At 65.4% G+C, this 23,361-nt stretch carries 17 protein-coding genes; 8 read left to right on the top strand and 9 right to left on the bottom strand.

Going from position 1 to position 23,361, the window contains the following annotated elements; all coding sequences use genetic code 11:
- The first annotated feature begins 238 nt into the window (after positions 1–238).
- Complete coding sequence (locus BEP01S_RS11650; RefSeq protein ID WP_062243442.1) at positions 239–916, top strand: hypothetical protein; 678 nt, start codon at positions 239–241, stop codon at positions 914–916.
- A 179-nt stretch (positions 917–1,095) separates the two neighbouring features.
- Complete coding sequence (locus BEP01S_RS11645; protein WP_062243439.1) at positions 1,096–1,581, top strand: hypothetical protein; 486 nt, start codon at positions 1,096–1,098, stop codon at positions 1,579–1,581.
- Between the two features lie 6 nt (positions 1,582–1,587).
- Here BEP01S_RS11645 and BEP01S_RS11640 read toward each other — a convergent pair whose 3' ends face one another.
- Together BEP01S_RS11640 and BEP01S_RS11635 are read right to left on the bottom strand one after the other, a co-directional pair.
- Positions 1,588–3,117 (bottom strand): bifunctional ADP-dependent NAD(P)H-hydrate dehydratase/NAD(P)H-hydrate epimerase, encoded by a 1,530-nt coding sequence (locus BEP01S_RS11640; RefSeq protein ID WP_062243436.1) that lies wholly within the window; start codon positions 3,115–3,117, stop codon positions 1,588–1,590.
- Between the two features lie 82 nt (positions 3,118–3,199).
- Complete coding sequence (locus tag BEP01S_RS11635; protein ID WP_083532685.1) at positions 3,200–4,504, bottom strand: M20 metallopeptidase family protein; 1,305 nt, start codon at positions 4,502–4,504, stop codon at positions 3,200–3,202.
- Positions 4,505–4,618: 114 nt separating this feature from the next.
- Here BEP01S_RS11635 and BEP01S_RS11630 point away from each other — a divergent pair, with 114 nt between their 5' ends.
- Complete coding sequence (locus BEP01S_RS11630; protein WP_062243433.1) at positions 4,619–5,143, top strand: GNAT family N-acetyltransferase; 525 nt, start codon at positions 4,619–4,621, stop codon at positions 5,141–5,143.
- A gap of 20 nt (positions 5,144–5,163) precedes the next feature.
- Here the strand turns inward: BEP01S_RS11630 and BEP01S_RS11625 are convergent, their stop codons facing one another.
- The gene (locus BEP01S_RS11625) at positions 5,164–5,634 is read right to left on the bottom strand and encodes a holo-ACP synthase (protein WP_052239989.1); all 471 of its coding nucleotides are present in this window, start codon (positions 5,632–5,634) and stop codon (positions 5,164–5,166) included.
- 10 nt (positions 5,635–5,644) lie between these two features.
- Complete coding sequence (gene glmS / locus BEP01S_RS11620) at positions 5,645–7,519, bottom strand: glutamine--fructose-6-phosphate transaminase (isomerizing) (protein WP_062243431.1); 1,875 nt, start codon at positions 7,517–7,519, stop codon at positions 5,645–5,647.
- A gap of 170 nt (positions 7,520–7,689) precedes the next feature.
- On the opposite strand from glmS, the gene coaA reads away from it, so the two are divergent.
- The 3 genes from coaA (at position 7,690) to BEP01S_RS11605 (ending at position 12,821) form a co-directional block, all read left to right on the top strand.
- Positions 7,690–8,727: a type I pantothenate kinase gene (coaA, locus tag BEP01S_RS11615; RefSeq protein ID WP_062243429.1), complete on the top strand. Its 1,038-nt coding sequence runs from the start codon at positions 7,690–7,692 to the stop codon at positions 8,725–8,727.
- A 305-nt stretch (positions 8,728–9,032) separates the two neighbouring features.
- Positions 9,033–10,895 (top strand): ABC transporter ATP-binding protein, encoded by a 1,863-nt coding sequence (locus BEP01S_RS11610; RefSeq protein ID WP_062243427.1) that lies wholly within the window; start codon positions 9,033–9,035, stop codon positions 10,893–10,895.
- A 189-nt stretch (positions 10,896–11,084) separates the two neighbouring features.
- Positions 11,085–12,821 (top strand): AfsR/SARP family transcriptional regulator, encoded by a 1,737-nt coding sequence (locus tag BEP01S_RS11605; protein ID WP_083532684.1) that lies wholly within the window; start codon positions 11,085–11,087, stop codon positions 12,819–12,821.
- Here BEP01S_RS11605 and BEP01S_RS11600 read toward each other — a convergent pair.
- The 5 genes from BEP01S_RS11600 to rplM form a co-directional block, all read right to left on the bottom strand.
- Positions 12,760–14,181: an FAD-binding oxidoreductase gene (locus BEP01S_RS11600; RefSeq protein ID WP_062243422.1), complete on the bottom strand. Its 1,422-nt coding sequence runs from the start codon at positions 14,179–14,181 to the stop codon at positions 12,760–12,762. The two genes, BEP01S_RS11605 and BEP01S_RS11600, sit on opposite strands and share 62 nt — an antisense overlap.
- 368 nt (positions 14,182–14,549) lie before the next feature.
- On the bottom strand, positions 14,550–14,876 hold the full coding sequence (locus BEP01S_RS16840) for a putative endonuclease domain-containing protein (RefSeq protein WP_157070565.1): 327 nt from the start codon (positions 14,874–14,876) through the stop codon (positions 14,550–14,552).
- An 807-nt stretch (positions 14,877–15,683) separates the two neighbouring features.
- Positions 15,684–17,036 carry a phosphoglucosamine mutase gene (glmM, locus tag BEP01S_RS11590; RefSeq protein WP_039209913.1) on the bottom strand — a complete coding sequence of 451 codons (1,353 nt, stop codon included), beginning with the start codon at positions 17,034–17,036 and terminating at the stop codon, positions 15,684–15,686.
- Positions 17,037–17,325: 289 nt separating this feature from the next.
- Positions 17,326–17,835, bottom strand: a complete 510-nt coding sequence (gene rpsI, locus BEP01S_RS11585; protein WP_025779545.1) for a 30S ribosomal protein S9 — start codon at positions 17,833–17,835, stop codon at positions 17,326–17,328.
- Between the two features lie 32 nt (positions 17,836–17,867).
- A complete protein-coding gene (gene rplM / locus BEP01S_RS11580; RefSeq protein ID WP_062243419.1) occupies positions 17,868–18,311 on the bottom strand; it encodes a 50S ribosomal protein L13 in 444 nt (147 codons plus the stop codon).
- Between the two features lie 319 nt (positions 18,312–18,630).
- On the opposite strand from rplM, the gene BEP01S_RS11575 reads away from it, so the two are divergent.
- On the top strand, positions 18,631–21,042 hold the full coding sequence (locus BEP01S_RS11575; protein WP_062243417.1) for an alkaline phosphatase family protein: 2,412 nt from the start codon (positions 18,631–18,633) through the stop codon (positions 21,040–21,042).
- On the top strand, positions 21,039–23,282 hold the full coding sequence (locus BEP01S_RS11570; RefSeq protein WP_244882206.1) for a hypothetical protein: 2,244 nt from the start codon (positions 21,039–21,041) through the stop codon (positions 23,280–23,282). The genes BEP01S_RS11575 and BEP01S_RS11570 overlap by 4 nt, the downstream gene beginning before the upstream one ends.
- The last annotated feature ends 79 nt before the right edge of the window (positions 23,283–23,361 follow it).

Raw genomic sequence — 23,361 nt, 5'->3', positions numbered from 1 at the left:
CCGACCCCTGTCGGCCAGCAGTATCGGGACCTGCTGTCGGAGCCGGAAGAGGCCGATCCCGCAACGGCTGCGCACGGTTCGGATCTTCATCGTGAGAATGCTCCGTCCCCGGTCAGCACCTTCGTTACGCTGATCCCCCGCGACCGTCGGGGCAGCTGGCGCCGACGTCGCAGGTGCAGCCGACGACCCGTTCGGCGAAGTTCGGCTCGTTGAGCCATTCGATGAAGAAGGAGACATCATGCACACCACGACAGCCCGCACCCTCGCGATGGTGATCACGACTAGCCTGTTCGCCGCGGTCCTCACCGTCGTCGGTCAGACCAGTCCGGCCGAAGCGGCCGCGAAGTACTGCACGGGAGTCGAGGCGAACTCGTCAGTCACGGCGGCGAAGGCCTTCGAGGTCAAGCAGCGGTCGACGATCACCGCCGATATCTACCTGTGCGAGAAGTCCGGCGACCGGTACGTTCGCGACAGCGGCCCGTATAAGGCCCGCCTCGGCTACAACGGAACGACATCGAGCAAGAAGGAAGGCGACGGGAAGACTCCGAAGGGCGTGTTCTGGATGCGCGACGGCTTCGGCACCTCGTCGAATCCAGGGCTGGGCAAACCGTGGACGAAGGTCACCCGCGACCACGTCTGGGTCGACGGCGACGCGACGAAGGCCGAGGGCTACAACACGATGCAGCTGAAGTCAGAAGGGTTCGAGGGCGAATCGCTCTATCAGCCGAAGCCGTATAAGTATGCGCAGGTCATCGGCTACAACGAGGCGCGCACACCGGGCAAGGGATCGGCGATCTTCCTGCATGCGAATACGGAGTCAATGAAGACCGCCGGCTGCGTGTCGATGTACGAGTCCAGTCTCGTCAAGGCGATGAAGTGGGAGGGATCGACGAAGACGCAGATCCTCATCCACTGAGGCTCGGTCCCGTTCTGTCTGTTCGTCAAGTTCCGTAGTCCTTCTGTTTGTCGCGTCCCACAGTCCCTCGGCATCCCCCGCAGGGACTACCTGTCGCGCTGAGATTCACTACCTCACGGTGATGACCCCGGGATAACTGCCCTGGTCGTATGGGACTCACCGAAGAGGAGGACAGATAAATGGAACGAACCAGTCGACAGATAGAACCATCTTTCGGGCAGACAGACGGAGACGAGCAGCAGGATGCCTGGACGCGCAGACGCCTGGCGGTCATGGCGCTATTCACGGCGCTGGCGGCCGGAATCGTCGAAATGGCTGCTCACCTGTGGCCGTTCGACGCCCTCGCGGACAATGCCGGGGCGGTGAGCATCCGCCTGGCGGTCTATGCCGTCGTTGCCCTTTTCATCGTTCAGTTCGCACGCGGCAGGGAGTGGGCACGGCTCTTCCTCATCGTCGGACTGGGCGTGGTCGGGACGGCGTCTCTGCTCGTCGAACCCGCCATGTGGCTGTTCGATGGCGCCGATTTCGACGCCTACTTCGGCGCTCTCGATGGCCCCGGTGCGGTGATTCTCGTCAGCCGTCTCGTGCATCTGGTTGCTGTGGTCGTCGGCGTGGCCGCCATGTTGACCATGCGTCCACGAAAGGCCGCCGGCATCAGCGAGTGACCAAAGTCAGTCCACACCGTGGATGAGTTCGCTGACCACCTCGGCGAGGGCGTCGGCGAAACCGGACGCGGTCACCGCGCGCCGGCCGGCCTCGTTGTGCAGCAGCACTCCGAGTCCGGCGAGGCGTGCCCACTCGCGCGGTGGACGCGTCCGGTCGTCGCTGTCGTAGCGGCCGTGGGCGGCGGTGATCGCGGCGAGTGTGCCGAGGATCCCGGCGAGCACGTCTCCGGACCCGGCCGTGGCGAGGCTGCCCGGCCCCGGCTCGGGCAGGACGACGTGCCCGTCGGGTGCGGCGATGACCGTGTGGTGGCCCTTGAGCAGAACGATCGCGCCGGTCAGCTCCGCGGCCCGCTGCGCCCACCGGATCGGGTTCGCCCCGATCCGATTTGCGGTGATGATCTCGCCGAGGAGGCGGCTGAGCAGCCGCGCCAGCTCCGCGGCATGCGGGGTGATGATGAGCGGTCGGTCAGCCAGCCAGGTGCCGGCCATCGATTCGGCCCGGGCGATCATGTCGAGGCCGCCGGCGTCGACGACGATCGGGGTGTGGTTTCCGGTCAGGGCGTCGGCGACACCTTGCACGAATTCTGGTTCGGGGTCGCCTGGGCCGAAGACGACGGCGTCGATGCGTCCCGACGCACTGACCACCTCGGGGTGGAGGCCGAGGACGAATTCGGCGACGAGCGGGGATCCGAGATAGCGGACCATTCCGGCTCCGGTGTTCACCGCCGAAGTGGTGGTGAGCACCCCAGCGCCCGGGTACTCCTCGGAGCCGGCGAGGACCCCGGTGACACCACGAGAGTATTTGTGCGCGGTCTCATCGGGGCGCGGGAATCCTGTGACGAGGTCACCGGAATCGAGCAGTTCTGCAGTGGCCAGGCCGGGGTCGAGACCGAGCCCGATATCAATGACGTCGATGGTGCCGATGAACTCGTCCACGCGGGGATCGATGAGTTCGGTCTTGAGCCCGCCGAAGGTCACAGCGCGGTCGGCGTGGAGTCGCTTCCCAGCACCGGCGTGGTTCGGGTCGAGGTCGGAGGGGACGTCGACGGCGATGAGGCGGCCGGTGCGGTGAGGGGCCCAGTCGGCGATGAGTGTGGAGATGTGCTCGGGCAGTCCGCGCCGGCCGCCGGTGCCGAGGATCCCGTCGAGGACGAGGTCCGCGCGAGAGAGTTCGCTCAAGGCGTCGGCACGCGCAGATTCGGCCTGCGCCGTCGTGAATGTGACGACCTGTGCGCCTGCACTCCGTGCCGCGGCCAGCCCCTCGTCGTGAGTGCGATCGAAGAGGGTGATGACCGTGACGGCGGCTCCGCGCCTGCCCAAGGTCGCCGCGGCGAAGAGGGCGTCTCCGGCGTTGTTTCCTGGTCCCGCGAGGACGCACACACGAGTACCGCTGACCTGTCCGTGGTCGGACTTCAAGATGGCGGCCGCGCTGTTCGCCAGGGCTCGGGCCGCGCGGGCCATGAGCGGAATGCCGGCCTCGAGCAGCGGCTTTTCGGCCTCCCTGATGGTCTCGCTCGGGTAGGCGAACACACTCATCGACTGCTCCTGCACATTGTCATGATTCGATTCCTCATTGCACCGTATGCCTTCTCACGCACACGTGCCAGAGCCGGACGTTTCAGTCCTCGGCCAACTGCGCCAGACGGCGCCCGGCCAGATGCGCGAGGAACAGGGCCTGATCGGCCAGCCCGTCGTCGCTGTGGCGAGCGCGCGGGGAATGGTTGGCTTCGCGTTCCTCGACCGGCAGGTTCGGCAGGGCGACTCCGAAGTGTCCATAGGCTCCGGGCACGGCATCGAGTACGCGGGAGAAGTCCTCGGACCCGGGCAGCGGATTCGCCCTGCGCACGGTCCTCTCCTCGCCGAAGAGGTCGGTGAAGGTGGAGAGGAAGAACTCGGCTTCGGCGTCGTTGTTGATCGTCGGGGGAAGGATCTGTTCGTACTCGACGTCGGCGGTCAGACCGTGGGCGGCGACGAGGTCACGGACGAGCTGAGGGAGCTCCGCCTCGGCGCGGGATGTCACTGTTTCGGAGAACGTGCGCACACTGACGACCAAGGTCGCGAGGTCGGGGACGACGTTGGGAGCGGTGCCGCCGTTGAACTGGCCGACAGTGACGACGAGCGGGTCGAAGATGTCGAAGCGGCGGGTGACGTATTCCTGCAGCTGGCCCACGAGCATGGCGCCGACCTGGATGGGGTCCTTGCCGGTGGCCGGACGGGAGGCGTGCGTACCTTTGCCGTTCACGGTGATCGTCATCTTCGAGAACGCCGCCATGTACGGGCCGGGGCGGGAGCTCGCGACGCCGAGGTCGGCGTCGGCGGAGACGTGGATGCCGAAGGCGGCCTTGACGCGGGGACCTGCTGCGTCGAGGACGCCTTCGTCGATCATCTTCCCGGCCCCGTCAAAGCCTTCTTCGCCGGGCTGGAACATGAACACGACGTCGCCGGGCAGGGAGTCTCGATCGCGGTGGAGGAGTTTGAGGGCTCCGACGAGCCCGGCGGTGTGCAGGTCGTGGCCGCAAGCGTGCATCCTCCCCGAGGTGGCCGCGAAGTCGAATCCGGTCGCCTCGGTGACGGGCAGTCCGTCCATGTCCCCGCGCAGGAGGACGGCGGGTACGACCCCGGTCGAGTCGGTCTTCCGGGCTCCGCCGCGCAGGACGACGACGATCGACGACAGCCCCTCCCCTGTGGTGACCTCGACGTCGAGGCCTTCGATGGCTTCGAGGACGAGCTTCTGCGTCACCGGCAGGTCGAGTCCGACCTCGACGTTCTCGTGCAGCGCTCGGCGCAGGGTGACAAGGCCGGGTGCGATGTCGTTCGCGTCATCGGCGGTGGGCAGGTGCACGGTGTCGGCCGTCTCAGTGAGGGCCGGGATCGTGTGGGTGTCGGCGGTTGCGGTGGCGGCGTCATTGGGAAGTGAACTCATGCCTTGAGTCTATTACCGAGCCTGTTGTTTGGGACGTCGGTTCTTCCACCGAGGTGGCTGTCGTGGGAACTCGACATCCGTTGTCTCAGCGACCAGTACGGCATACTGGCGGACATGGTCCACGACGTCGAAATCCGCACTGCGCGACTGAGACTGCGTCCCTGGCGGATTGGTGACGCGACCTTCCACCACCGGCTGTGGGAGGAGCGTGACGAACGCGTTCCCGCACGGCGGCACATCTCCGCGGACGGCCATCCCACAGTAGTGGATCTCGAGGAGCGGATTCGCACCTACGATTCGATTCCGGAGCCGGGACTACTCGTCGTCGAACAGGAGCTGACCGAGATTCCAATGGGCTATTGCGGGCTCGTGGAGAACAGTGTGGGTCAGCCCGACGAGCCTGAGCTGGCGTTCGAGTTCCTGCAGGAGTTCTGGGGGCAGGGGTTCGGCACCGAAGCCTCACATGCGGTCGTCGACCGGGCAGAGATCATCGGCTATCGGCACCTGGCCTCCACTGTCCGCGAGTGGAACACCGCTTCGTTCAACGTGTTCGGCAAGTTGGGGTTCGAATCCACCGGTGAGCGGGAGCCTGACTCCGTCCATGGAGATTCGCTTCTGATGCGACTCTCGCTGCGCTGAGTAGACCCCGGGCTGCTGTACTACCGTTCCGGCATCTCTCCCAGGCGCGCACCCTTGCCGTACATCGAGTGGGTGAAGTGCTCGGCGGCTCCCTCGATGCCGGGACTCAGCGAAGGCCCCTCTCCCTCGGCGATGACGAACGTCATCGTCAGGTGCGCATCGTGGGTGATCGACAGATGGATGTTCGTCCCGCCGATGGCACGGAAGTGTTCGAGGACGAGCCCGCGCAGACGGAAACTCGGCGCACCGGACCTCGCAGGAACCACCTCGGCGGACTGCCAGGGCAGCCATCCGGGAAAGCCGATCGCCTTCTTCAGCGCCTCCTTCGCGGAGAACCGCGCCGCCAAGGAGGCGTCCGTCCGGCGTTTGCCGTTGCGTTTGAGCTGCTCACCCGGGGTGAGCAGACGGTCGAGGAGTTCAGGCACCCGCTCGATGTGCTCGGCGAAGCGCGGCACGTCGGCAATATCGGTGCCGATTCCCAAGATCGCCATGCTCGCGTCCTTACTCGACCGTGACCGACTTCGCGAGGTTGCGCGGCTGGTCGACGTCGAGGCCCTTGGCCGTGGCCAGCTCCATCGCGAAGATCTGCAGCGGAACGGTCGTCAGCAGCGGCGCCATGAGCGTCGTCGTCTCGGGGACGAAGATGACCTCGGAGGCGAACTGATCGACCTCTTCGTCGCCTTCCTCGGCGATGACGACGGTGTTCGCACCGCGGGCGCGGACTTCCTGGATGTTCGAGATGACCTTCGCGTGCAGCGAATCCCGGCCGCGCTTGGACGGCACAACGATGATGACGAGCTGGCCTTCGTCGATGAGCGCGATCGGTCCGTGCTTAAGCTCACCGGCGGCGAAGCCCTCGGCGTGGATGTACGCGAGCTCCTTGAGCTTGAGCGCACCTTCCATCGCCACCGGGTAGCCGACGTGACGGCCGAGGAACAGCACCGAACCGACGTCCTGGTTGCGGTCGGCCAGGGCCAGGACCTGCGACTTCGTCTCGTCGAGGATGTGCTGGATCTTCTCTGGGATGGTCTGCAGCTCGGCGAGGATCGTCGCGATCTCATCGCGGAACTTATTCCCCCGTAGCTGAGCGAGGTAGAGGCCGAGCAGGTAGCAGGCGACGACCTGCGACAGGAACGCCTTCGTCGAGGCCACGGCGATCTCCGGGCCGGCATGCGTATACAGCGCGGCATCGGATTCGCGTGGAATCGTCGAGCCGAAGGTGTTGCAGATCGCGATGACCTTCGCACCCTGCTGACGTGCGTGGCGCACGGCCATGATCGTGTCCATGGTCTCGCCGGACTGCGAGATCGCCACGACGAGCGTCTTCTCCGTGACCACCGGATCCCGGTAGCGGAATTCGTGGGCCAGCTCCACCTCGGTGGGGATGCGGCACCAGTGCTCGATCGCGTACTTCGCGACCTGACCGGCGTACGCTGCGGTGCCGCAGGCGATGACGACGATCTTGTCCACGGACTTGAGCACGTTCTCATCGATGTGCATCTCGTCCAGCGTCAGGCGGCCCTCGGTGTCGAGGCGGCCGAGCAGGGTATCGGCCACGGCCTGCGGCTGATCGTGGATCTCCTTGTCCATGAAGGACGCGAAGCCGCCCTTCTCCGCCGAGGCGGTGTCCCAGTCGACCTCGAACTGCTCGCCCTCGACGAGGTTGCCCTGCGTATCCGTGATCGTGACCTCGTCCGGCGTGATCGTCACGACCTCGTCCTGGCCGATCTCGACGGCTGTGCGGGTGTAGTCGATGAATGCGGCGACGTCGGAGCCGAGGAAGTTCTCGCCTTCGCCGAGGCCGATGACCAGCGGCGAGTTCCGGCGGGCGGCGACGACCTGACCGGGAGCATCGGCGTGGACGGCGAGCAGAGTGAATGCGCCTTCGAGCTGATCGGCGGTCTTGCGCATCGCGGCGGTGAGGTCGCCGGTTTCCTTATAGTTCTTCGCCAGCTGGGCGGCGGCCACCTCGGTGTCGGTCTCAGAGAGGAACTCGACGCCCTCGGCGACGAGGTCCTTCTTCAGGTAGGCGAAGTTCTCGATGATCCCGTTGTGGATGAGTGCGAGCTTGCCGCCGTCGGCCAGGTGCGGGTGAGCGTTGACGTCGGTGGGTCCACCGTGGGTGGCCCAGCGGGTATGTCCGATTCCGGTCTGCGCAGCGGGCAGCGGGTTGGCCTCGATCTCCTCGGTCAGGGCGGAGAACTTTCCGGCCTTCTTCGCCGAGGCGAGCTGACCGTCGGGCGTCACGAGCGCGACGCCGGCCGAGTCGTAGCCGCGGTACTCGAGCCTCTTCAGGCCGCCGAGCACGACATCGAGCGCCGAGTGGTCGGCATTGTCAACGGGGGCCTTGGATACATAGCCAACGATTCCACACATGAGGGAGATTTTACGTGCTCCCAGCCCATCTCGTGTATTTCGGCGAGTCACGATCGGGTCAACGTGACGAACTGCACGCGCACGCGGGGCGGTGGGGCCGCCTCGGCGAGGGTGAGAGCGTTGCCCGACCTGGGGCGGGCGGCGGACATGACGCATGACACAATGGGGGAATGAGCCATGTCGACCCTCAATTGGACCGTGCGCGCAAACTTGCCGGCCTCAATACCGCCCGGCGCAGCGAACCGGACACGACGTCTCCGTTCTGGGAGTTCGACCGGGACGTGTGGGGCACTCTCGCCCAGGCCACTCCCCTGCCGCTGAAGCAGCGCGATATCGAACGGCTGCGCGGGCTCGGCGATCGGATCAACCTCGACGAGGTCTCCCAGGTCTATCTGCCACTTTCACGGCTGCTCAACCTCTACGTCTCGGCTCGGCGGGCGAAACACGATCTGACCAGGGAGTTCTTCTCTCCCCTCCACGATCGCGGGCTGGAACCGCAGGATGCCAAGCGCACACCGTTTGTCATCGGCGTCGCCGGATCGGTGGCCGTGGGCAAGTCGACGACGGCGCGTGTGCTGCGCGAGCTGCTCGCCCGTTGGCCCGATACTCCGCGCGTCGAGCTCATCACCACCGACGGGTTCCTCTACCCCAATGCCGAACTCGACCGTCGCCGCCTCAACGGCCGGAAGGGATTCCCCGAGTCCTACGACCGGCGCAAGCTGCTCAAGTTCATCTCCGCCGTGAAATCCGGGGCCCCCGAGGTCCGCGCGCCCGTGTATTCGCACCACACCTATGACATCGTTCCCGGCGCCGAGGTGGTTGTGCGCTCCCCCGATGTCCTCATCGTCGAAGGCCTCAACGTCCTCCAACCCGCCCGTCCCCGTCAGGACGGAACCGTGGGCTTGGCCATCAGCGACTACTTCGACTTCTCCGTCTACGTCGATGCGCGCTCACGCGATATCCGCCAGTGGTACATCTCGCGGTTCCTCAAACTCAAGCACGGTGCGTTCCAGGACGAGGACTCGTACTTCCACCGCTACTCGCAGCTCGACGATGACGAGGCGATCACCCTGGCCACGGAGATCTGGGACTCCATCAACTTCCCGAACCTGCGCGAGAACGTCCAGCCCAGCCGCGGCCGGGCCGACCTCGTGCTCCACAAATCCTCTGATCACACCATCCGGAAGGTGCAGCTGCGGAAGCTGTGATTCCGGGGCGCTGGTTGGGCCCATTTTGGGGTCTGTGACAGGGATCGCCGCGCGGTGAGGAAATAGTTTCGCCGTCGGCACGGTTGCACCGTGTGCACGAAGATCTCACCGACGGAGGGCGACCTGCCCTCGACGGCGACCGGATGCGGGCGATCCCTGCATCGGCGAGAGCCCTGGCGCATCTGTGCGGATGCGCCTCATCTGTGCGGCTGCGACTTGCGCGTCCGCTCGGATATGGCCTTCGCATCCACGTGGATGCGGCTCGCGCCCGAGCGGTCGATTCGGCAGCAGAAAGGGACCCCGTTATGAGCATGCCCTCCGCGCATCGTCTGATGTATTCGACGGTCAAGAACAAGAAGACCCCGCAGACGACCATCCAGCCGGGCATCTATAAGAGGATCGCCGGATACGCCAGCAGGCACAAGCGCAAGCTCATCGTCTTCCTCATCCTCTCCGTGCTCACCGCCGTCATCGGCGTGCTCAACCCGGTGCTCGCCGGCGACGTCGTCAACGCGATCACCGGCGGCGGCCCCGTCTCCACCGTGGTGTGGCTGGCCGTGGCCATCGGCGGGCTGGCCATTGCCGATGCGGCCATCTCGATCACGAACCGGTACCTGTCCTCACGGATCGGCGAGGGGCTCATCTTCGATCTGCGCACAGCCGTCTACGACCATGTGCAGTCGATGCCGATCGCGTTCTTCAATCGCACGCGCACCGGCGCTCTGGTCTCCCGCCTGAACACGGATGTCATCGGTGCACAGCGGGCATTCTCGAACACGCTGTCGGGGATCGTGTCTAACTTCGTCTCTCTGGCTCTGACCGTCGGCGTCATGGTCACGATCTCCTGGCAGGTGACAGTGATGTCGATTCTCCTGCTGCCGCTGTTCATCGTCCCCACTCGCATGCTCAGCGGAAGACTCGCGTCCCTGCAGTTCGAGGCCGCGAACAACTCTGCCGACATGTCGACGAGGATGACCGAGCGGTTCTCCGCAGCCGGTGCCACGCTGATCAAGCTCTTCGGAAATCCCCGCAAGGAGAACGAGGAGTTCGCCGACCGCGCCGGTCAGGTCCGCGATATCGGGGTCAAGGTCGCGATGCTGCAGTCGACGTTCGTCTCCTCGCTGACTCTGGTTTCTGCCCTGGCGCTGGCGCTGGTCTACGGCGTCGGTGGTGCACAAGCGGTGCTCGGCAACCTCAACGCCGGTCAGGTCGTGACCCTGGCGCTGCTGCTGACCCGCCTCTACACACCGCTGACGATGCTCGCCAACGCACGCCTGGACATCCAGAGCGCGGTCGTGTCGTTCCAGCGCGTCTTCGAGATCCTCGATCTTGTGCCCTATTTCAAGGAGCCCTCGCAGCCGAAAGCTCTGCCCGCCGGTGGGCTGGACGTGAAGTTCGATCACGTCGACTTCGCCTACCCCAGTGCCTCGCAGGTCAGCCTGGCCAGTCTCGAGGACGTCTCCATGCTCGACTCTCGCGGCGGCGATCAGGTTCTCCATGACCTGAGCTTCACGATTCCCGCCGGGCACACCGTCGCCCTCGTCGGCTCCTCGGGTGCCGGAAAGTCGACGATCGCCTCACTTCTGCCGCGGCTCTACGACGTCACGGGCGGCAAGATCACCATCGGCGGAGTTGATGTCAGAGACCTGTCATTCGCCGATCTGCGCGAGGCCGTCGGCGTCGTCACCCAGGACGGTCATGTCTTCCACGAATCGATTCGCGCCAACCTCCAGCTCGTCAGCCCCGATGCCACAGAGGAGCAGATGCTCGACGCGATCGACCGGGCGCAGCTGACCGGAGTCATCGACGCTCTGCCCGATGGCCTGGACACGGTCGTCGGCGAGCGCGGGTACCGACTCTCCGGTGGCGAGCGTCAGCGGCTGACCATTGCTCGGATGCTGCTGGCGTCTCCGGAGATCGTCGTGCTCGATGAAGCCACCTCGGCGTTGGATTCGACGAATGAGGCTGCGATCCAGCGGGCTCTGGCCCAGGCGATGCACGGACGGACAGCTCTGGTCATCGCACACCGCCTGTCGACGATCCGGCAGGCCGACACGATTCTCGTCGTCGAGGCCGGTCGCATCGTCGAGAAGGGCACCCACGAGGAGCTAGTGGGCAGCGGCGGCCGCTACGCCGAGCTCTACGCCACCCAGTTCGCCTCGAGCTGACGGACTCGCTCCCCCTCAGTCAACGCGAAACTCGAAAAAGTCGTCACTGGCGGCGACTTTTCTGAGTTTCGCGTGACATGAGCGGTGACCGCCGTTGCTGCCTGGTCTATCGTGGCCGCGAGCAGCCTGAAAGTTCGTGAGGTTCGTCGAGGTATTCCGCTTGATTCAGCGAGACTCTACGATGTCCCGATGGAATTGCGTGTAATGGGGCGCGTGGAGATTCTCCATGATGGTGTGGCCCGCGGAGTACAGGGACGCACTCAGCGAGCCCTGCTGTCTCTGTTGGTTCTACGGCTCCGCGCCTGGACGCCCGCATCGCTCATCGTCGAAGCACTGTGGCCGGGTGAGTGGTCCGAACGTGTCGCCACTCGCATGCACGTCCAGATCCACCGTCTGCGCAAACAGCTGGGAAACGGCATTCTGCTCAGCTCTCCGAACGGCTACAGGCTCGATCTCAGCCAGCACTCCGTCGATGCGTGGCGCTTCGAACACAGTGCCCGAACCGCCCTCGGCGACGATATGCCCGACCATGACCTCGAAACACTGCGGTGCCTCGAGGCGGCCGCGGATCAATGGGGCGGAGAACCGTTTCCCGACGTCGACCTGCCGGGCACGGCGGACTGGCAGTCCGAACTCCGCGACCTGCACACCCGGATTCGGGAAAGATGCGCCGAGTTCCATTTGGAGTTCGGCGAAGGGAACACTGCCCTGAAGCTGCTCACTCGCCTGACGCATGAGCACCCGGAGAACGAGCACGCTCAGTTCCTCAGAGTCTCGGCCCTGCAGCAGACGGGTCAGGAGACAGAACTGCCCGGAGCATTCGACGAGGTGCACCGCTCCCTCGAGGAACTGGGACTCGATCCGAGTCCGGACCTGCTCCACACCCAGCGAATGCTCGTCCACAATCGCGAAGAGGAGATCCGGTCCAACCTCGCAGTCATCGACCCCGCCGGTGATCTCACCCCCGGTACCGAGGATGAGGCGGATCCGACGATGCGCGGATCGGTTCTGCGCCGTGAGCTCGCCTATATCCTCATGGCAAAGGGCCGTCACAGTGAAGCACTGTCGCTGTTGGAGCGTTTGGAAGCACTTCACTCCGGACTGGGACACGAGAACCTGTGTGCGATCCTGCTCCGCGACATGGTGGCGGTCATGGCGCTGACAGGAGACCTGCGCCGTGCCCTGCGACTCCTCGGTGAGGCGTCGCGACTCGACCAGCGGACGACGGGCACCGATGCGACGCTCCACATCATCCGTGCCCTCGTCCTCACTCACATGTCGCGCCTGCGCCGAGCCGAGGACGCACTGGCGGCGGCCGGCGAACCGACTGGCCCCAAGGCACGGCAGGTCATGTGGTGGCGCACTCGCAGCCAGATCGACCGGCGGACCGGTCGGCATCACGACGCCGTCACCGGAGCCCTCACTGCCTGGAACATGGCTCGACACGACGCCGTCGAAGCCGATGTGGGCCCGATCCTGCTCGATATCGCTTGTTCGATGCGTGATAACGGCGATGCCGAATGCTTCGATTGGTACCGGACCGTGCTCCGGTTCGCCCACGAGGACATGCGCTTCCCGCTGGCGGCCAGCGCCCATGCATCGATGGCGAAGGCACAGCTTCTGTGGGGCCGACCGAAGACTGCGATCGTGCACTCGCGAGCGGGTCTCGAGCTCGCCCGTTGGTCCGGCTGCTGGCTGTTCGCAGGAAAAGCCGCCGCACGCCTCGCCGAGGCGGAAGAGCAGATGGGAGACACCTCCTCCGCTCTCCGCCACCGGCAGGAAGCCCAGTCCTTCTATCGTCGCATCGACTTCCCGACACCGTCCCCGGTCCATAGCGGACCGGGTGACGGTACGGGGCTCCGGGCTAAGCAGGCGGCACAGGATGGTTCGCAGCGAACACATTCTCCGGATCGTATGCGCTCTTGACCCGGGTCAGCGTCAGCCACTCGCGAGCGCCATAGTTGTCTCCGACGTCGACGGGCTCCTCGGCGAAGTTGAGATACTGACGCCCGGTGCTCCACGGCGACATGGCCCGGACCAGGTCGTTCGCATCCTTCTTGCCCCGGGCTTCGTTCTCAGGTGTGTCGGCAATCGCCGCTCCGAACAGCAGGAAGCTCCCATCCATCCGGCTGAGCGCACCTCCGTCGGGGTGCTTCCTGGCCAGAGCACCGCCGAGCTGACGCAGTTCGGCAGAGAGCAGAGAATTCTCCGTTCCGGCACCGACCTGGCTGAGGAACGCATCGATGGCCTCGTCCGTCAGGCGTCCCAGCAGTGCAGTGTCCCCGGTGACCGGTGTCGGCCCTTCCGGGTCCATGTGGAGCCGAGTGATCGAACTCGGCGGCACTTGGGCGAAGGTGTCAGTCCGTGGGGACAGTTCGCGCAGGGGTGCCAGCACCCTTCGCGCACGCTTCTTATCGGCCAAGACAGCCCCGTCCATGCAGACGACGGGACGGCCAGCCACCGATTCGGGTATGCCCGGTGCGTCCGGAAGGTTGAGGATGCGCATCGACGTCGTGATCTCGTGCGGCGCGGTCGGAGCCCATTCTGCCCAGGCCCGCAGCACCTGGTCAGCGTCGTCGATGTCCCAGACCATCATTCCCGCGTGCACGGTCTCCAGTGGGTAGAGCGAGAATTCGAAAGCAGTGACAATGCCGAAATTGCCGCCACCCCCACGCAATGCCCAGAACAGCGACTGGTGCTGAGTGTGGTCGGCGCGGATGAGTTCGCCGTCGGCGAGGACGATTTCGACAGCGGTGAGGCCGCTGGTGGCCATGCCCAACCGGCGCGCGTAGAGGAAGATGCCTCCACCCAGGAGGTACCCGCCCACGCCGACGTCGGGCGACGATCCGTGCAGGCAGGCCAGTCCGTGCCGACCGGCCGCTTCGGTGACATCACCCCACAGGGCACCGCCCTGAACTCGTGCCATGGCGGTCAAGGGGTTGATCTCGATCCCGTTCATGGCATCAAGCTTGACCAGGACGGTCGAAGCGAGGTCGTGCTGGACGAGCGGGCCGGCGTTGTGGCCGGTGCTCACCGGTGCGACCTGGTATCCGAGCTGGCTGGAGGCCGTGACCACAGCCGACACTTCGGCAGCGGTAGTCGGTTCGGCAACTGCGGCGGGACGCAGATCGACCGCTGTGTTCCACAGCGTCCGCGCCTCGTCATAGCCCGAATCGCCCGGCAGATGGATCACGGTCGAACCGACCATCGCCGCAAGGCGCACAGCAGGATCGACGGAGTCCTCACTCCTGACTTCGGTGAGGACCGTGTGTGATTGCAGAGTCATGAATCTCCGATCGTTGGAAGAGATGAGGTTCTCATCCGACGACAGTCGACTCTGATCCGCCGTCGGATGCCTCGATGCTCCCAAACGACGCTTACATCGCACTTACGTCTGCGCTCTCAACGGGGTTTGCGTGATGCCGATCGGTTGCCGAAGCTGCTCCGGATGTTTCTTCCGCCCGGCCCGCCCCTAAGTCAACGCGAAACGCGAAAGAGTCGTCGCCAGTGACAACTTTTCCGAGCTTCGCGTTGCCTGGCGGAGGCCTGCTGCACATCGACTGACTGAGCACCATCACTTCCCTCCCCCCGCAGCTCTGCTCTCAGGCTCGTCACCACCCCACGGAGGTCCGCAGGTTTCCCGCCTGAGACCGTTCATCCGCTGCGTCGTTTGACGCTGTCCTTGATCCGCAGGAAGAGGTCGCCTCTGAAAAGGTCCCTCCAAGTGATCCTGAAGACCTGAATGCCAAGATTGCGCAGGGAATACTCCCTGCGACGCTCAAGCTCGAAGGCACGTTTCGGGTCGGCACCGTCGAGGTAGTACTTCCCGGCCCCGTCGAATTCAGCGACGACCCGCGCCTTCGGATTGGCGAAGTCGGTCCGCGCGACGAAATCCCCTCTCTCATCTCGAATGACTACCTGCGGCTCGAAACCCGCAATCGAGTATTCGACGAATCGGACTGCAGTGATCGATTCGGCCACGGATTCCCGTCGCGCGTCAGCATTCGCGATGACTGCATCAATGCGACCTTGCCGCGTTCTCACCGGATTGTGAGCACAGTAGTCTGCGAATTCTCGAACCGAGATGAGATTTCTACGAAGCGCTGCGTCCACAGCTGCGACGGAGAACGCCAGTGGGTAGTCCCGGGCGACGTCCAGAAGTGTCTGAGGCAAGGTGGTGACTCGAAAGTCGTTGACGACCTCAGTGCTTCCCTCGAGCGGCCTCTTCCTGATGTGGACGAATGAACGCCGCACTCCGACCTCCGGATGGACGAACTCTGCGCAAAGAGGTGCACCGTTCTCGAAATACGGGATCGGCAAGCCGTGAATGATCAGGGCGCTGCGGTGAGAGAACGCTGCTCCTTCGGGACAATCATCGACATAGGATCGTACGAGGATGCGCAGATCCTCATCGCGCTTCATAGTCCCTGCCGATTCACACGGCAGAGTCGTCCCCGGCCCTGCACCAACAGCGGCGATGAATCGATGTGTCGGTTCGGCGCAGACCGATGTCACAACGTAGACGCCCCGTCGGACTCTTCTCAGGCAGCAACGCTCAGCTATTCGCAGCTGGTGGGAACTCAATCCGGCCGCGCTGAGTTCTGCGGAAGTCAGACACGCGAACATCCCTCAAGCATTCCGGAGCTGGGTGGCCGACCACAACGGTCACTACCGGGCCTGTGGATAACGGCCGACTCAGTTCCACAGGCTCAATCAACGCGAAACGCGAAAAAGTCGTCACTAGTGACGACTTTTTCGCGTTTCGCGTTGACTGAGACCGGAGAGACGTTACAGCGCGAGGTGCTCCTTGACCGACGCGGCCAGGCGTTCGGCCTGGGCGGTGGCGGCATCCTCGGTGGCGGCCTCGACCATGACGCGGATGAGCGGCTCAGTGCCCGAGGCGCGCAGCAGCACACGGCCAGTGTCGGCGAGCTCGGCCTCGACGGCGGCCACCTCGGCGGCGACCTGCGGATGATCGACGTTGTTCTTGTCGACGCCCTTGACGTTGACGAGTGCCTGCGGCAGCTGTGGGATCTCCGCGGCGAGGTCGGCCAGGGTGCGCTTGGCGTCGGCCATGCGCTTCATCAGGTGCAGGGCAGTCTGCACACCGTCACCGGTGGTGCCGTGGTCGAGCATGAGCACGTGGCCGGACTGCTCCCCGCCGAGCGCGTACCCGTCGGCGATCATCCGTTCGAGCACGTAGCGGTCGCCGACGGCGGTCTGCACGGTCTTGATGCCGTACTTCTCCATCGCCTGTGTCAGCCCCAGGTTCGACATGACGGTTGTGACGAGGGTGTTCCCGCGCAGCTCGCCGAGCTCCTTGAGCCCGATGGCCAGGATGCCCATGACCTGGTCGCCGTTGACGACGCGTCCCAGGGAGTCCACGGCCAGGCAGCGGTCGGCGTCGCCGTCGAATGCCACGCCCAGGTCGGACTGGGTTTCGACGACGAGGCGCTGCAGCGGTTCGAGGTGGGTCGATCCGACACCGTCGTTGATGTTGAAGCCGTCGGGTTCGGCGGCGGAGACGATGACTTCGGCACCGGCCTGACGCAGTGCGGCGGGTCCGACGATGGAGGCGGCACCGTGGGCGCAGTCGACGACGACCTTGAGTCCGGACAGCGGGCGCACGTTCTCAGCATCGACGCAGCGCACGAGGTGTTCGGTGTACTCATCGGCGGCGGCCGGGTAGCGGGAGATGCGACCGACGGCCGAGCCGGTGGGGCGGTCCCAGTCCTGGTCGAAGATTTCGAGGATCTCGTCTTCGACAGCGTCGTCGAGCTTCGTTCCGCCGGCGGCGAAGAACTTGATCCCGTTGTCGGGCATGGGGTTGTGGGAGGCGGAGATGACGACGCCGAAGGCGGCACCCGTGTCCTTGACGACCTGAGCGATGCCCGGGGTCGGCAGCATTCCCGCGTCGAGGACGTCGACTCCGGTGGAGGCGATGCCGGCGCTCAGTGCGGCTGAGAGGAATTCGCCGGAGACACGTGTGTCACGTCCGACCACGGCGAAGGGGCGCTTCTCGCCTTTCCAGTCGCGAGCGAGCACGCGTGAACCTGCGACCGAGAGCTGGAGGGCGAGTTTGGCCGTGATGTCGCGATTGGCCAGTCCGCGCACTCCGTCGGTGCCGAAGAGTCGAGACATGCGGGGATCCTTTCGTCAATGTCGGAGTCGATCTTAGTCGATCCGCTGGAAGCGCCTGGGCATCCTCGCCGAGGCGGCCGACCACGACCGCCGCCACCGCGGTGATCGTGGTGGCGGCATGGTCACAGCTGCCACGGCCACGTCAGTGACCGTGCGAAATGTGTCCGGATATGAGAAATGCGGCCCCGAACTTGGTTCGGGACCGCATTGCATTCTCATGTTCATGAAGCTGAACTGTCGATGACTGCGACTCAGTGGCAGACCAGCCGCAGTCGGTTCGCCAGCGAGATCAGCGCTTCGAGAACTGAGGTGCCTTACGGGCCTTCTTGAGACCGGCCTTCTTGCGCTCAGGAACGCGAGCATCGCGGCTGAGGTATCCGGCCTTCTTCAGCTCGGCGCGGTTGGATTCCGCGTCGATCTGGTTGAGCGAACGAGCCACGCCCAGGCGGACGGCGCCGGCCTGGCCGGAGGGTCCACCGCCGGAGATCCGGACGATGACGTCGAAACGTCCGCCCAGGTCCAGCAGGGTGAAGGGCTCGTTGACGAGCTGCTGGTGCAGCTTGTTCGGGAAGTACTCTTCGAGAGTACGTCCGTTGATGGTCCACTCGCCGGTGCCGGGGACGAGGCGCACGCGAGCAATTGCCTGCTTGCGGCGGCCCACTCCGTTGCCGGGGGCGGTCAGGGACTGTCCACGTCCACCGGCGGTGCTTTCGCCCAGGCCAGCGGATGCGGGAGTCTCGGAAGTGTATTCGGTGATCTCTTCTTCGACAGTTTCTGTCGCGTTGGTGGTATCAGCCACGGTTCTCCTCGGTATGTCTAGAGCTCAGGCGCTTACTGCGCGACCTGGCTGAGTTCGTACGGCTGCGGATTCTGAGCGGCGTGCGGGTGCTCGGCACCTGCATAGACCTTCAGCTTCTGCATCTGGGCACGTCCGAGACGAGTCTTCGGGACCATACCGGCGACAGCCTTTTCGACTGCACGCTCGGGGTGGGTGGCGAGGAGCTCGGCGTAGTTGACGCTCTTGAGGCCACCCGGGTAACCGGAGTGACGGTAAGCGCGCTTCTTCTCGAGCTTCGCACCTGTCAGCGCGACCTTGTCGGCGTTGATGATGATGACGAAGTCACCGGTGTCGGCGTTCGGAGTGAACGTGGTCTTGTGCTTGCCGCGCAGGAGGCGTGCAACCTGCGCGGCAAGGCGACCGAGCACCTGGTCAGTGGCGTCAATGACGTGCCACTGGTGCTCAATGTCACCGGGCTTAGCTGTGTACGTACGCAAAAGTAGCCTTCTTTTCGTATCTTGTTCAGTGCAGCGCCGGGCCCTCATCGAGTCGTGAGTTCAATGGGTCTCGAGCGCTGGTTGTCTTCAATCGGGTGAACCTATCGACGCATTCCCCTCACCTACGGGCCTGCAACGCATGAGGCTATGTAAGGGAGTGCGACAAGCACACACAACGACAATCAAATATACATGGCGTCGGGCCTGGGGAGCAAACGCCCAGAGCGGTCTCAGGCCCAGCTGAAACCTGAGCCGATAGTATTGATCTGTGCCGACTCACTCCAGCCTGCTCTTCCGACTTCCCGCATTGAGAATCCTGATGCTGGGTCTCCTGGTCGGGCTCCTGATGGCAGGCCTCGGACTCGGCACCGCTTCAGCGTCGACGTCGACAGACGACTCAGCTGCCGAGGTGAACGCCCCTTCGGCGCAGGATCCGACCGATCCCGCTTCGACGCAGTCCGCGGACACCAGCAGAGCCCCAGCCGGGCAGACGGTCGTCTTCGGCATTCCGGGCCTGACCATCGATGATATCGATCCCGAGCGCACTCCGAACCTCTATCGCCTGCTCTCCGAGGGCGCGGCCGCAAACCTCAACGTGCGCACGATCGGCTCGGCCACCTGCCCGGCTTCCGGTTGGCTGTCCTTCGGCGCGGGCGCCCGTGCGCAGGCCGGACCCTCCCCCGTCGCCGAGGATGCCGACCCCGATGACTCGGCCCGCTGCCCGACCATGATCTCCCCCACCACGAACGTCGACGACGATTCCGCGGACTCCGGGGCCGCCTCGGCGAACGACGCGGCGAAGCGTGATGAAGCTCATGCCGACGAATCCGTAGCCGGGACGACGACGGCGCGGATCGAGGGCTTCGACGCGGTCAAGGAGCCCAATGTCGGCTCCGGGTACTCCGTCGACTATGGAATGCTCGCACGCACCGTTGCCGAAGCCGGCAAGGCAGTTCCCGCCGGCACCGACGCAGCCGATGAGGATGCCCTGCTCGAACCCTGCGTTGCGGCCGAAGGTCCCGGCGCCGCCTATGCCGCCGCGGACGAAAACGGAGTGGTGACGAACTTCACGGAGGATGCGACGGCCACGGACTGCCGCCTCGGCGTCGTCGATCTCGGTGCGGTCGGCATCCGCTCCTGGCTGTTCGACCCGATCCCGAACTACTCCTATACCGTTCCGCCGAACTTCGATCGGGAGACCCGCGTCGCCGAAGCCGACCGCCGCCTCGGCGCGCGTCTGCAGGAAATGGACGACAACGCGAAGGACGGGGCCGCCGATCCGACGATCATCGTCGCGGGCCTCGGAGACAGTTCCGGTCTGCCGCAGCTGCGGGCGTTCATCGCCGCAGGTCCCGGCTTCGAACCCGGGTCCCTGTCCTCGGCGACGACCCGCACCCCGGGGCTGCTGCAGATCACCGATCTGGCTCCGGGCATCCTCGATGTCCTCGACGTCGATTCCCCGCGCGCCGTCGGCTTCCATTCCACCCCCACCGATGATGATCCGCAGAAACGCATCGACGATCTCGTCGCCGAGGCGCAGAAATCGACGACGATCCACCAGAACCTCTCGACGTTCTCCATCACCCTCGACGTCATCTTCTACGTCCTCTTCATCGCGTGCGCGATCCTGCTCAACCGCTCCATCCTCGGTCGCCGAGGCGGCGCCACCCTGGCTCCCCACGTCCACCGATTCCTCGGCTGGGCATCCCTGGCGATCGCGGCTCTGCCGATGGGAGCGTTCCTCGCCGGGCTCGTCCCTTGGTCGCGGACTGCTGAGCCCGGGCTCGGTCTGTTCCTCTCGGTCGTCGGCACGGCCGCCGTTCTGTTCGTCCTCGCTCTCATCCCACCGTGGGGTCGGACCTGGCGGGGCCGAGTCGGCGCTTTGGCCGGGGCGAACCTGCTCATCCTCGCCACCGATCTGGCCACCGGGTCCCATTTGCAGGCGAACTCGCTGCTCGGCTACAACCCGATCGTCGGCGGCCGCTACTACGGCCTCGGCAATCAGGGTGCAGCGATCTTCATCGTCAGCCTCTTCATCTTCTTAGGCATCGCAGTCTCCTGGCTGCGGGCGCGCGGCCATCGCCGAGCCGTGTTCGCCGTGCCGATCGTCGTCGGACTGGCCGCCGTGTTCGTCTCCGGCAACCCGTCCTGGGGTGCGAAGTTCGGCGGCACGATCGCCATCCTCGCCGGCCTCATGGTCCTGCTCGCGCTGCTGTCGAAGATCCGTCTGACTCTCCTCCGCCTTGCGCTGATCGGCGTGGCATCGTTGGCGATCCTCATCGGCATCGCCTTCCTCGACTGGCTGCGCCCGGCCGGAGCACGCTCGCACTTCGGCACGTTCTTCGACCAGATCGTTACCGGTGAGGCCCTGCAGGTCGTCGGCCGCAAGCTCGGCGCGAACCTCCACATCATCCAGATCAACCCGGCCCTGGCGATCGTCACCCCGCTCGCGGCCATCGCGATCCTCGTCTTCCTCCGCTACCTCCTCCACTTCCCCCGCGTCCACGCCGGCAGCCGCACCGGACGCCTGGTCAACAAATGGCGGGGACGACTCCCCCAGCTCTTCGCGGATTCCGACCTGCACTTCGGCTTCCTCGCTGCCGCCACCGGACTCGGCGTCGGGCTCGTGCTCACCGATTCGGGTGTCGCCGTGCCCTCGACCGGAGCCATGGTTCTTCTGCCCTTCCTGCTGGCGCTCAGTGCTGAACACGCCGAGGAGGCTCACCGATGAGAACCTCCGTGACCTCGCCCGCCGTCCGGGTTCTCCTCGGGATCCTGGCCATCGCCCTCTTCGTCCTCGGCCTGCCCCAAGCCGGGCAGGCGGCCCCGGCCGCGGGAGACGATGACGGTGGGGCCGCCTCGGCGAAACCCGGGGTCGTATCGATCAACGTCTCCGGGTTCAGCTTCGAGGACCTCGATCCGCGCACCACACCGAATCTGTGGGTGATGATGAAGGGCGGGCAGATCGGGACGATCACGCCGCGCAGCGTGCGCGCGACGAGCTGCCCGGTCGACGGCTGGCTGGGACTCGGATCCGGACGGCGAGCTGCCGACGAACCCCGCGATCAGTGCCGCGAACCGGCATCACCCCTCGACGGCTGGGTCGCCGACTGGGACGTGTACGCACAGGTGGCACGCGGTGACAACTACGATGCATCCCTCGGGGCGCTGGCCGAGGCAGTGCCCGATATCCGCGCCTTCGGCAACGGTGCCGCGATCGCCGCCGCCACCCCCTCCGGCCACGTCGAGAACTGGTCGCCCGTCGGCTCGGACCTGGGTAAGGACGTCGCGAACTCGGCCGCGGACGGTCAGCTCACCCTCGTCGACCTCGGCAATACCGCCGCCGACGGCTACTCGCTGAAGAATCTCGATGCCCAGGTCGGGGACATCCTCGAATCGACCGGGTGGATGAGTGCGGATCGGCCGAACCGCCTCGGCGAGGGTCGCGTTCCCGTAGTGTTCTCCTCGATTGCCGACGGCGCGCATGAGGGATCGTCGATGCAGGCGACGATGATGGTCGAGCCGGGCGAGTCCGCAGGACTGCTCACATCCTCGTCAACGCGGCAGCCCGGCCTGGTGCAGGTGCCCGATCTGGCGCCGACGCTCGTGGCTCTGTCCGGGGCCGAGGAGATGGACAATGCGGCCGGTGCGCCGATGACTTCGGGGGCGCATGGATCCGATTGGCATGCGCGCTATCAGGCCGTGCTCGACCGGCAGGTGGCGGTGAAGACGCAGAACGATCTGTCAACGTGGTTCTTCCCCGTCGTCGCCGTGCTCATGGTCGGGCTGCTGGGGCTGGCGTGGTTCATGCGGAAGAACCACCGGGAGCTCGTCCATTCCGGGGCGTACCGCCTCGGTGTCGTGTTCGCTGCGATGCCGATCTCGACGTACCTAGTCAATACCGTGCCGTGGGAGCGTGCGACGAACCCGGACATCGCGATGCTCGGTGCGCTGGCGGGGTGGGCGCTGCTGCTTGGAGTGCTGGCGCTGCTCGGCCCGTGGCGGCGGCACAAGTTCGGGCCCGTGCTCTTCGTGTCCACGGTGACCGTCGCGGTGCTCGCCTACGACGTCGTCACCGGGTCCCAGCTGCAGATGTCGACCCTGTTGGGTGAGCCGCTGCTCATCGCTTCCCGGTTCTATGGGATCGGGAACTCGGCGTTGGCGCTGTACTGCTGTGCTCTGCTGTTGGCGGTCGCCGGGTTTGCGTCTCTGGTGACCAAGCCGCTGCATCGCGTCCTCATCGTCACTCTTCCCGTGCTCGTGTCCTGCGTCATCCTCGCCGCACCTGGTCTGGGGACTAAGTTCGGATCCGTGCCGACTCTCATCATCGGAGTGGCCTACCTCGTGCTGGCCGCGGCGAGCATCCGGTTTTCGCTCAAACGTCTGGGCCTGACGGTGGGCATCGCCGGTTTCGTCATGCTCACCGTGCTGTTTCTCGACTGGCTGCGCCCGGCCGACCAGCGTACGCACTTCGGGCGGTTCTTCGACTCGATCATCAGCGGTCAGGCGCTCAGTGTGCTGGCCCGCAAGATCGGGATGAACATCGACATCCTCACGCAGTCGTGGATGACTCTGGTGCTGCCGCTCATCATCATCGGCGTGTTCTGGATGGCGCTCGATCCTGCGCGCTTCCGCCTGCACGGAATCCAGGACACCTATCGACGGATCCCGCTGCTGCGTGCGGCGATGATCAGCCTGGCGATCCTGCTGGGAGTCGGCACCGTCATCAATGATTCGGGCATCGTGGTGCCGGCCGTCGGCATTCTCTTCCTCGTCCCGGTGCTCACTCACCTCGAGACCTTCCGCGCCAGCTTCCCGCCTGTTCCGGCGGCGGAGGCCACCGTTACCGGTAGCGAGACCACAGACACCGACGCCAAAGCCGACGAGGCCGATGCCAAGGCCGACGAGGCTGGCGAAGCTGGCAAGGCTGAGATCTCAGACGCCGACTCCGACGGCATTACACACCAGTAGCCTCAGCACGCACCTGGAAACAGCGGCGGGGCCGGAGAGATGAACTCTCCGGCCCCGCCTTTCAGCATCAGCTACGCCA

Origin of the sequence: Brevibacterium epidermidis NBRC 14811 (assembly GCF_001570805.1) — a bacterium.
Lineage (GTDB): Bacteria > Actinomycetota > Actinomycetes > Actinomycetales > Brevibacteriaceae > Brevibacterium > Brevibacterium epidermidis.
The sequence above is the reverse complement of the archived record's forward strand: the minus strand, read 5'-3'. Positions and strand labels throughout refer to the sequence as shown.

Coding starts and splice junctions, on each gene's coding strand:
- BEP01S_RS11600 (WP_062243422.1), bottom strand. CDS start 14,181: ATGACTCTGCAATCACACACGGTCCTCACCGAAGTCAGGAGTGAGGAC.
- BEP01S_RS11645 (WP_062243439.1), top strand. CDS start 1,096: ATGGAACGAACCAGTCGACAGATAGAACCATCTTTCGGGCAGACAGAC.
- glmM (WP_039209913.1), bottom strand. CDS start 17,036: ATGTCTCGACTCTTCGGCACCGACGGAGTGCGCGGACTGGCCAATCGC.
- BEP01S_RS11650 (WP_062243442.1), top strand. CDS start 239: ATGCACACCACGACAGCCCGCACCCTCGCGATGGTGATCACGACTAGC.
- BEP01S_RS11640 (WP_062243436.1), bottom strand. CDS start 3,117: ATGAGTGTGTTCGCCTACCCGAGCGAGACCATCAGGGAGGCCGAAAAG.
- BEP01S_RS11605 (WP_083532684.1), top strand. CDS start 11,085: ATGGAATTGCGTGTAATGGGGCGCGTGGAGATTCTCCATGATGGTGTG.
- BEP01S_RS11570 (WP_244882206.1), top strand. CDS start 21,039: ATGAGAACCTCCGTGACCTCGCCCGCCGTCCGGGTTCTCCTCGGGATC.
- BEP01S_RS11625 (WP_052239989.1), bottom strand. CDS start 5,634: ATGGCGATCTTGGGAATCGGCACCGATATTGCCGACGTGCCGCGCTTC.
- coaA (WP_062243429.1), top strand. CDS start 7,690: ATGAGCCATGTCGACCCTCAATTGGACCGTGCGCGCAAACTTGCCGGC.
- BEP01S_RS11575 (WP_062243417.1), top strand. CDS start 18,631: ATGCTGGGTCTCCTGGTCGGGCTCCTGATGGCAGGCCTCGGACTCGGC.
- glmS (WP_062243431.1), bottom strand. CDS start 7,519: ATGTGTGGAATCGTTGGCTATGTATCCAAGGCCCCCGTTGACAATGCC.
- BEP01S_RS11635 (WP_083532685.1), bottom strand. CDS start 4,504: ATGAGTTCACTTCCCAATGACGCCGCCACCGCAACCGCCGACACCCAC.
- BEP01S_RS11610 (WP_062243427.1), top strand. CDS start 9,033: ATGAGCATGCCCTCCGCGCATCGTCTGATGTATTCGACGGTCAAGAAC.
- BEP01S_RS11630 (WP_062243433.1), top strand. CDS start 4,619: ATGGTCCACGACGTCGAAATCCGCACTGCGCGACTGAGACTGCGTCCC.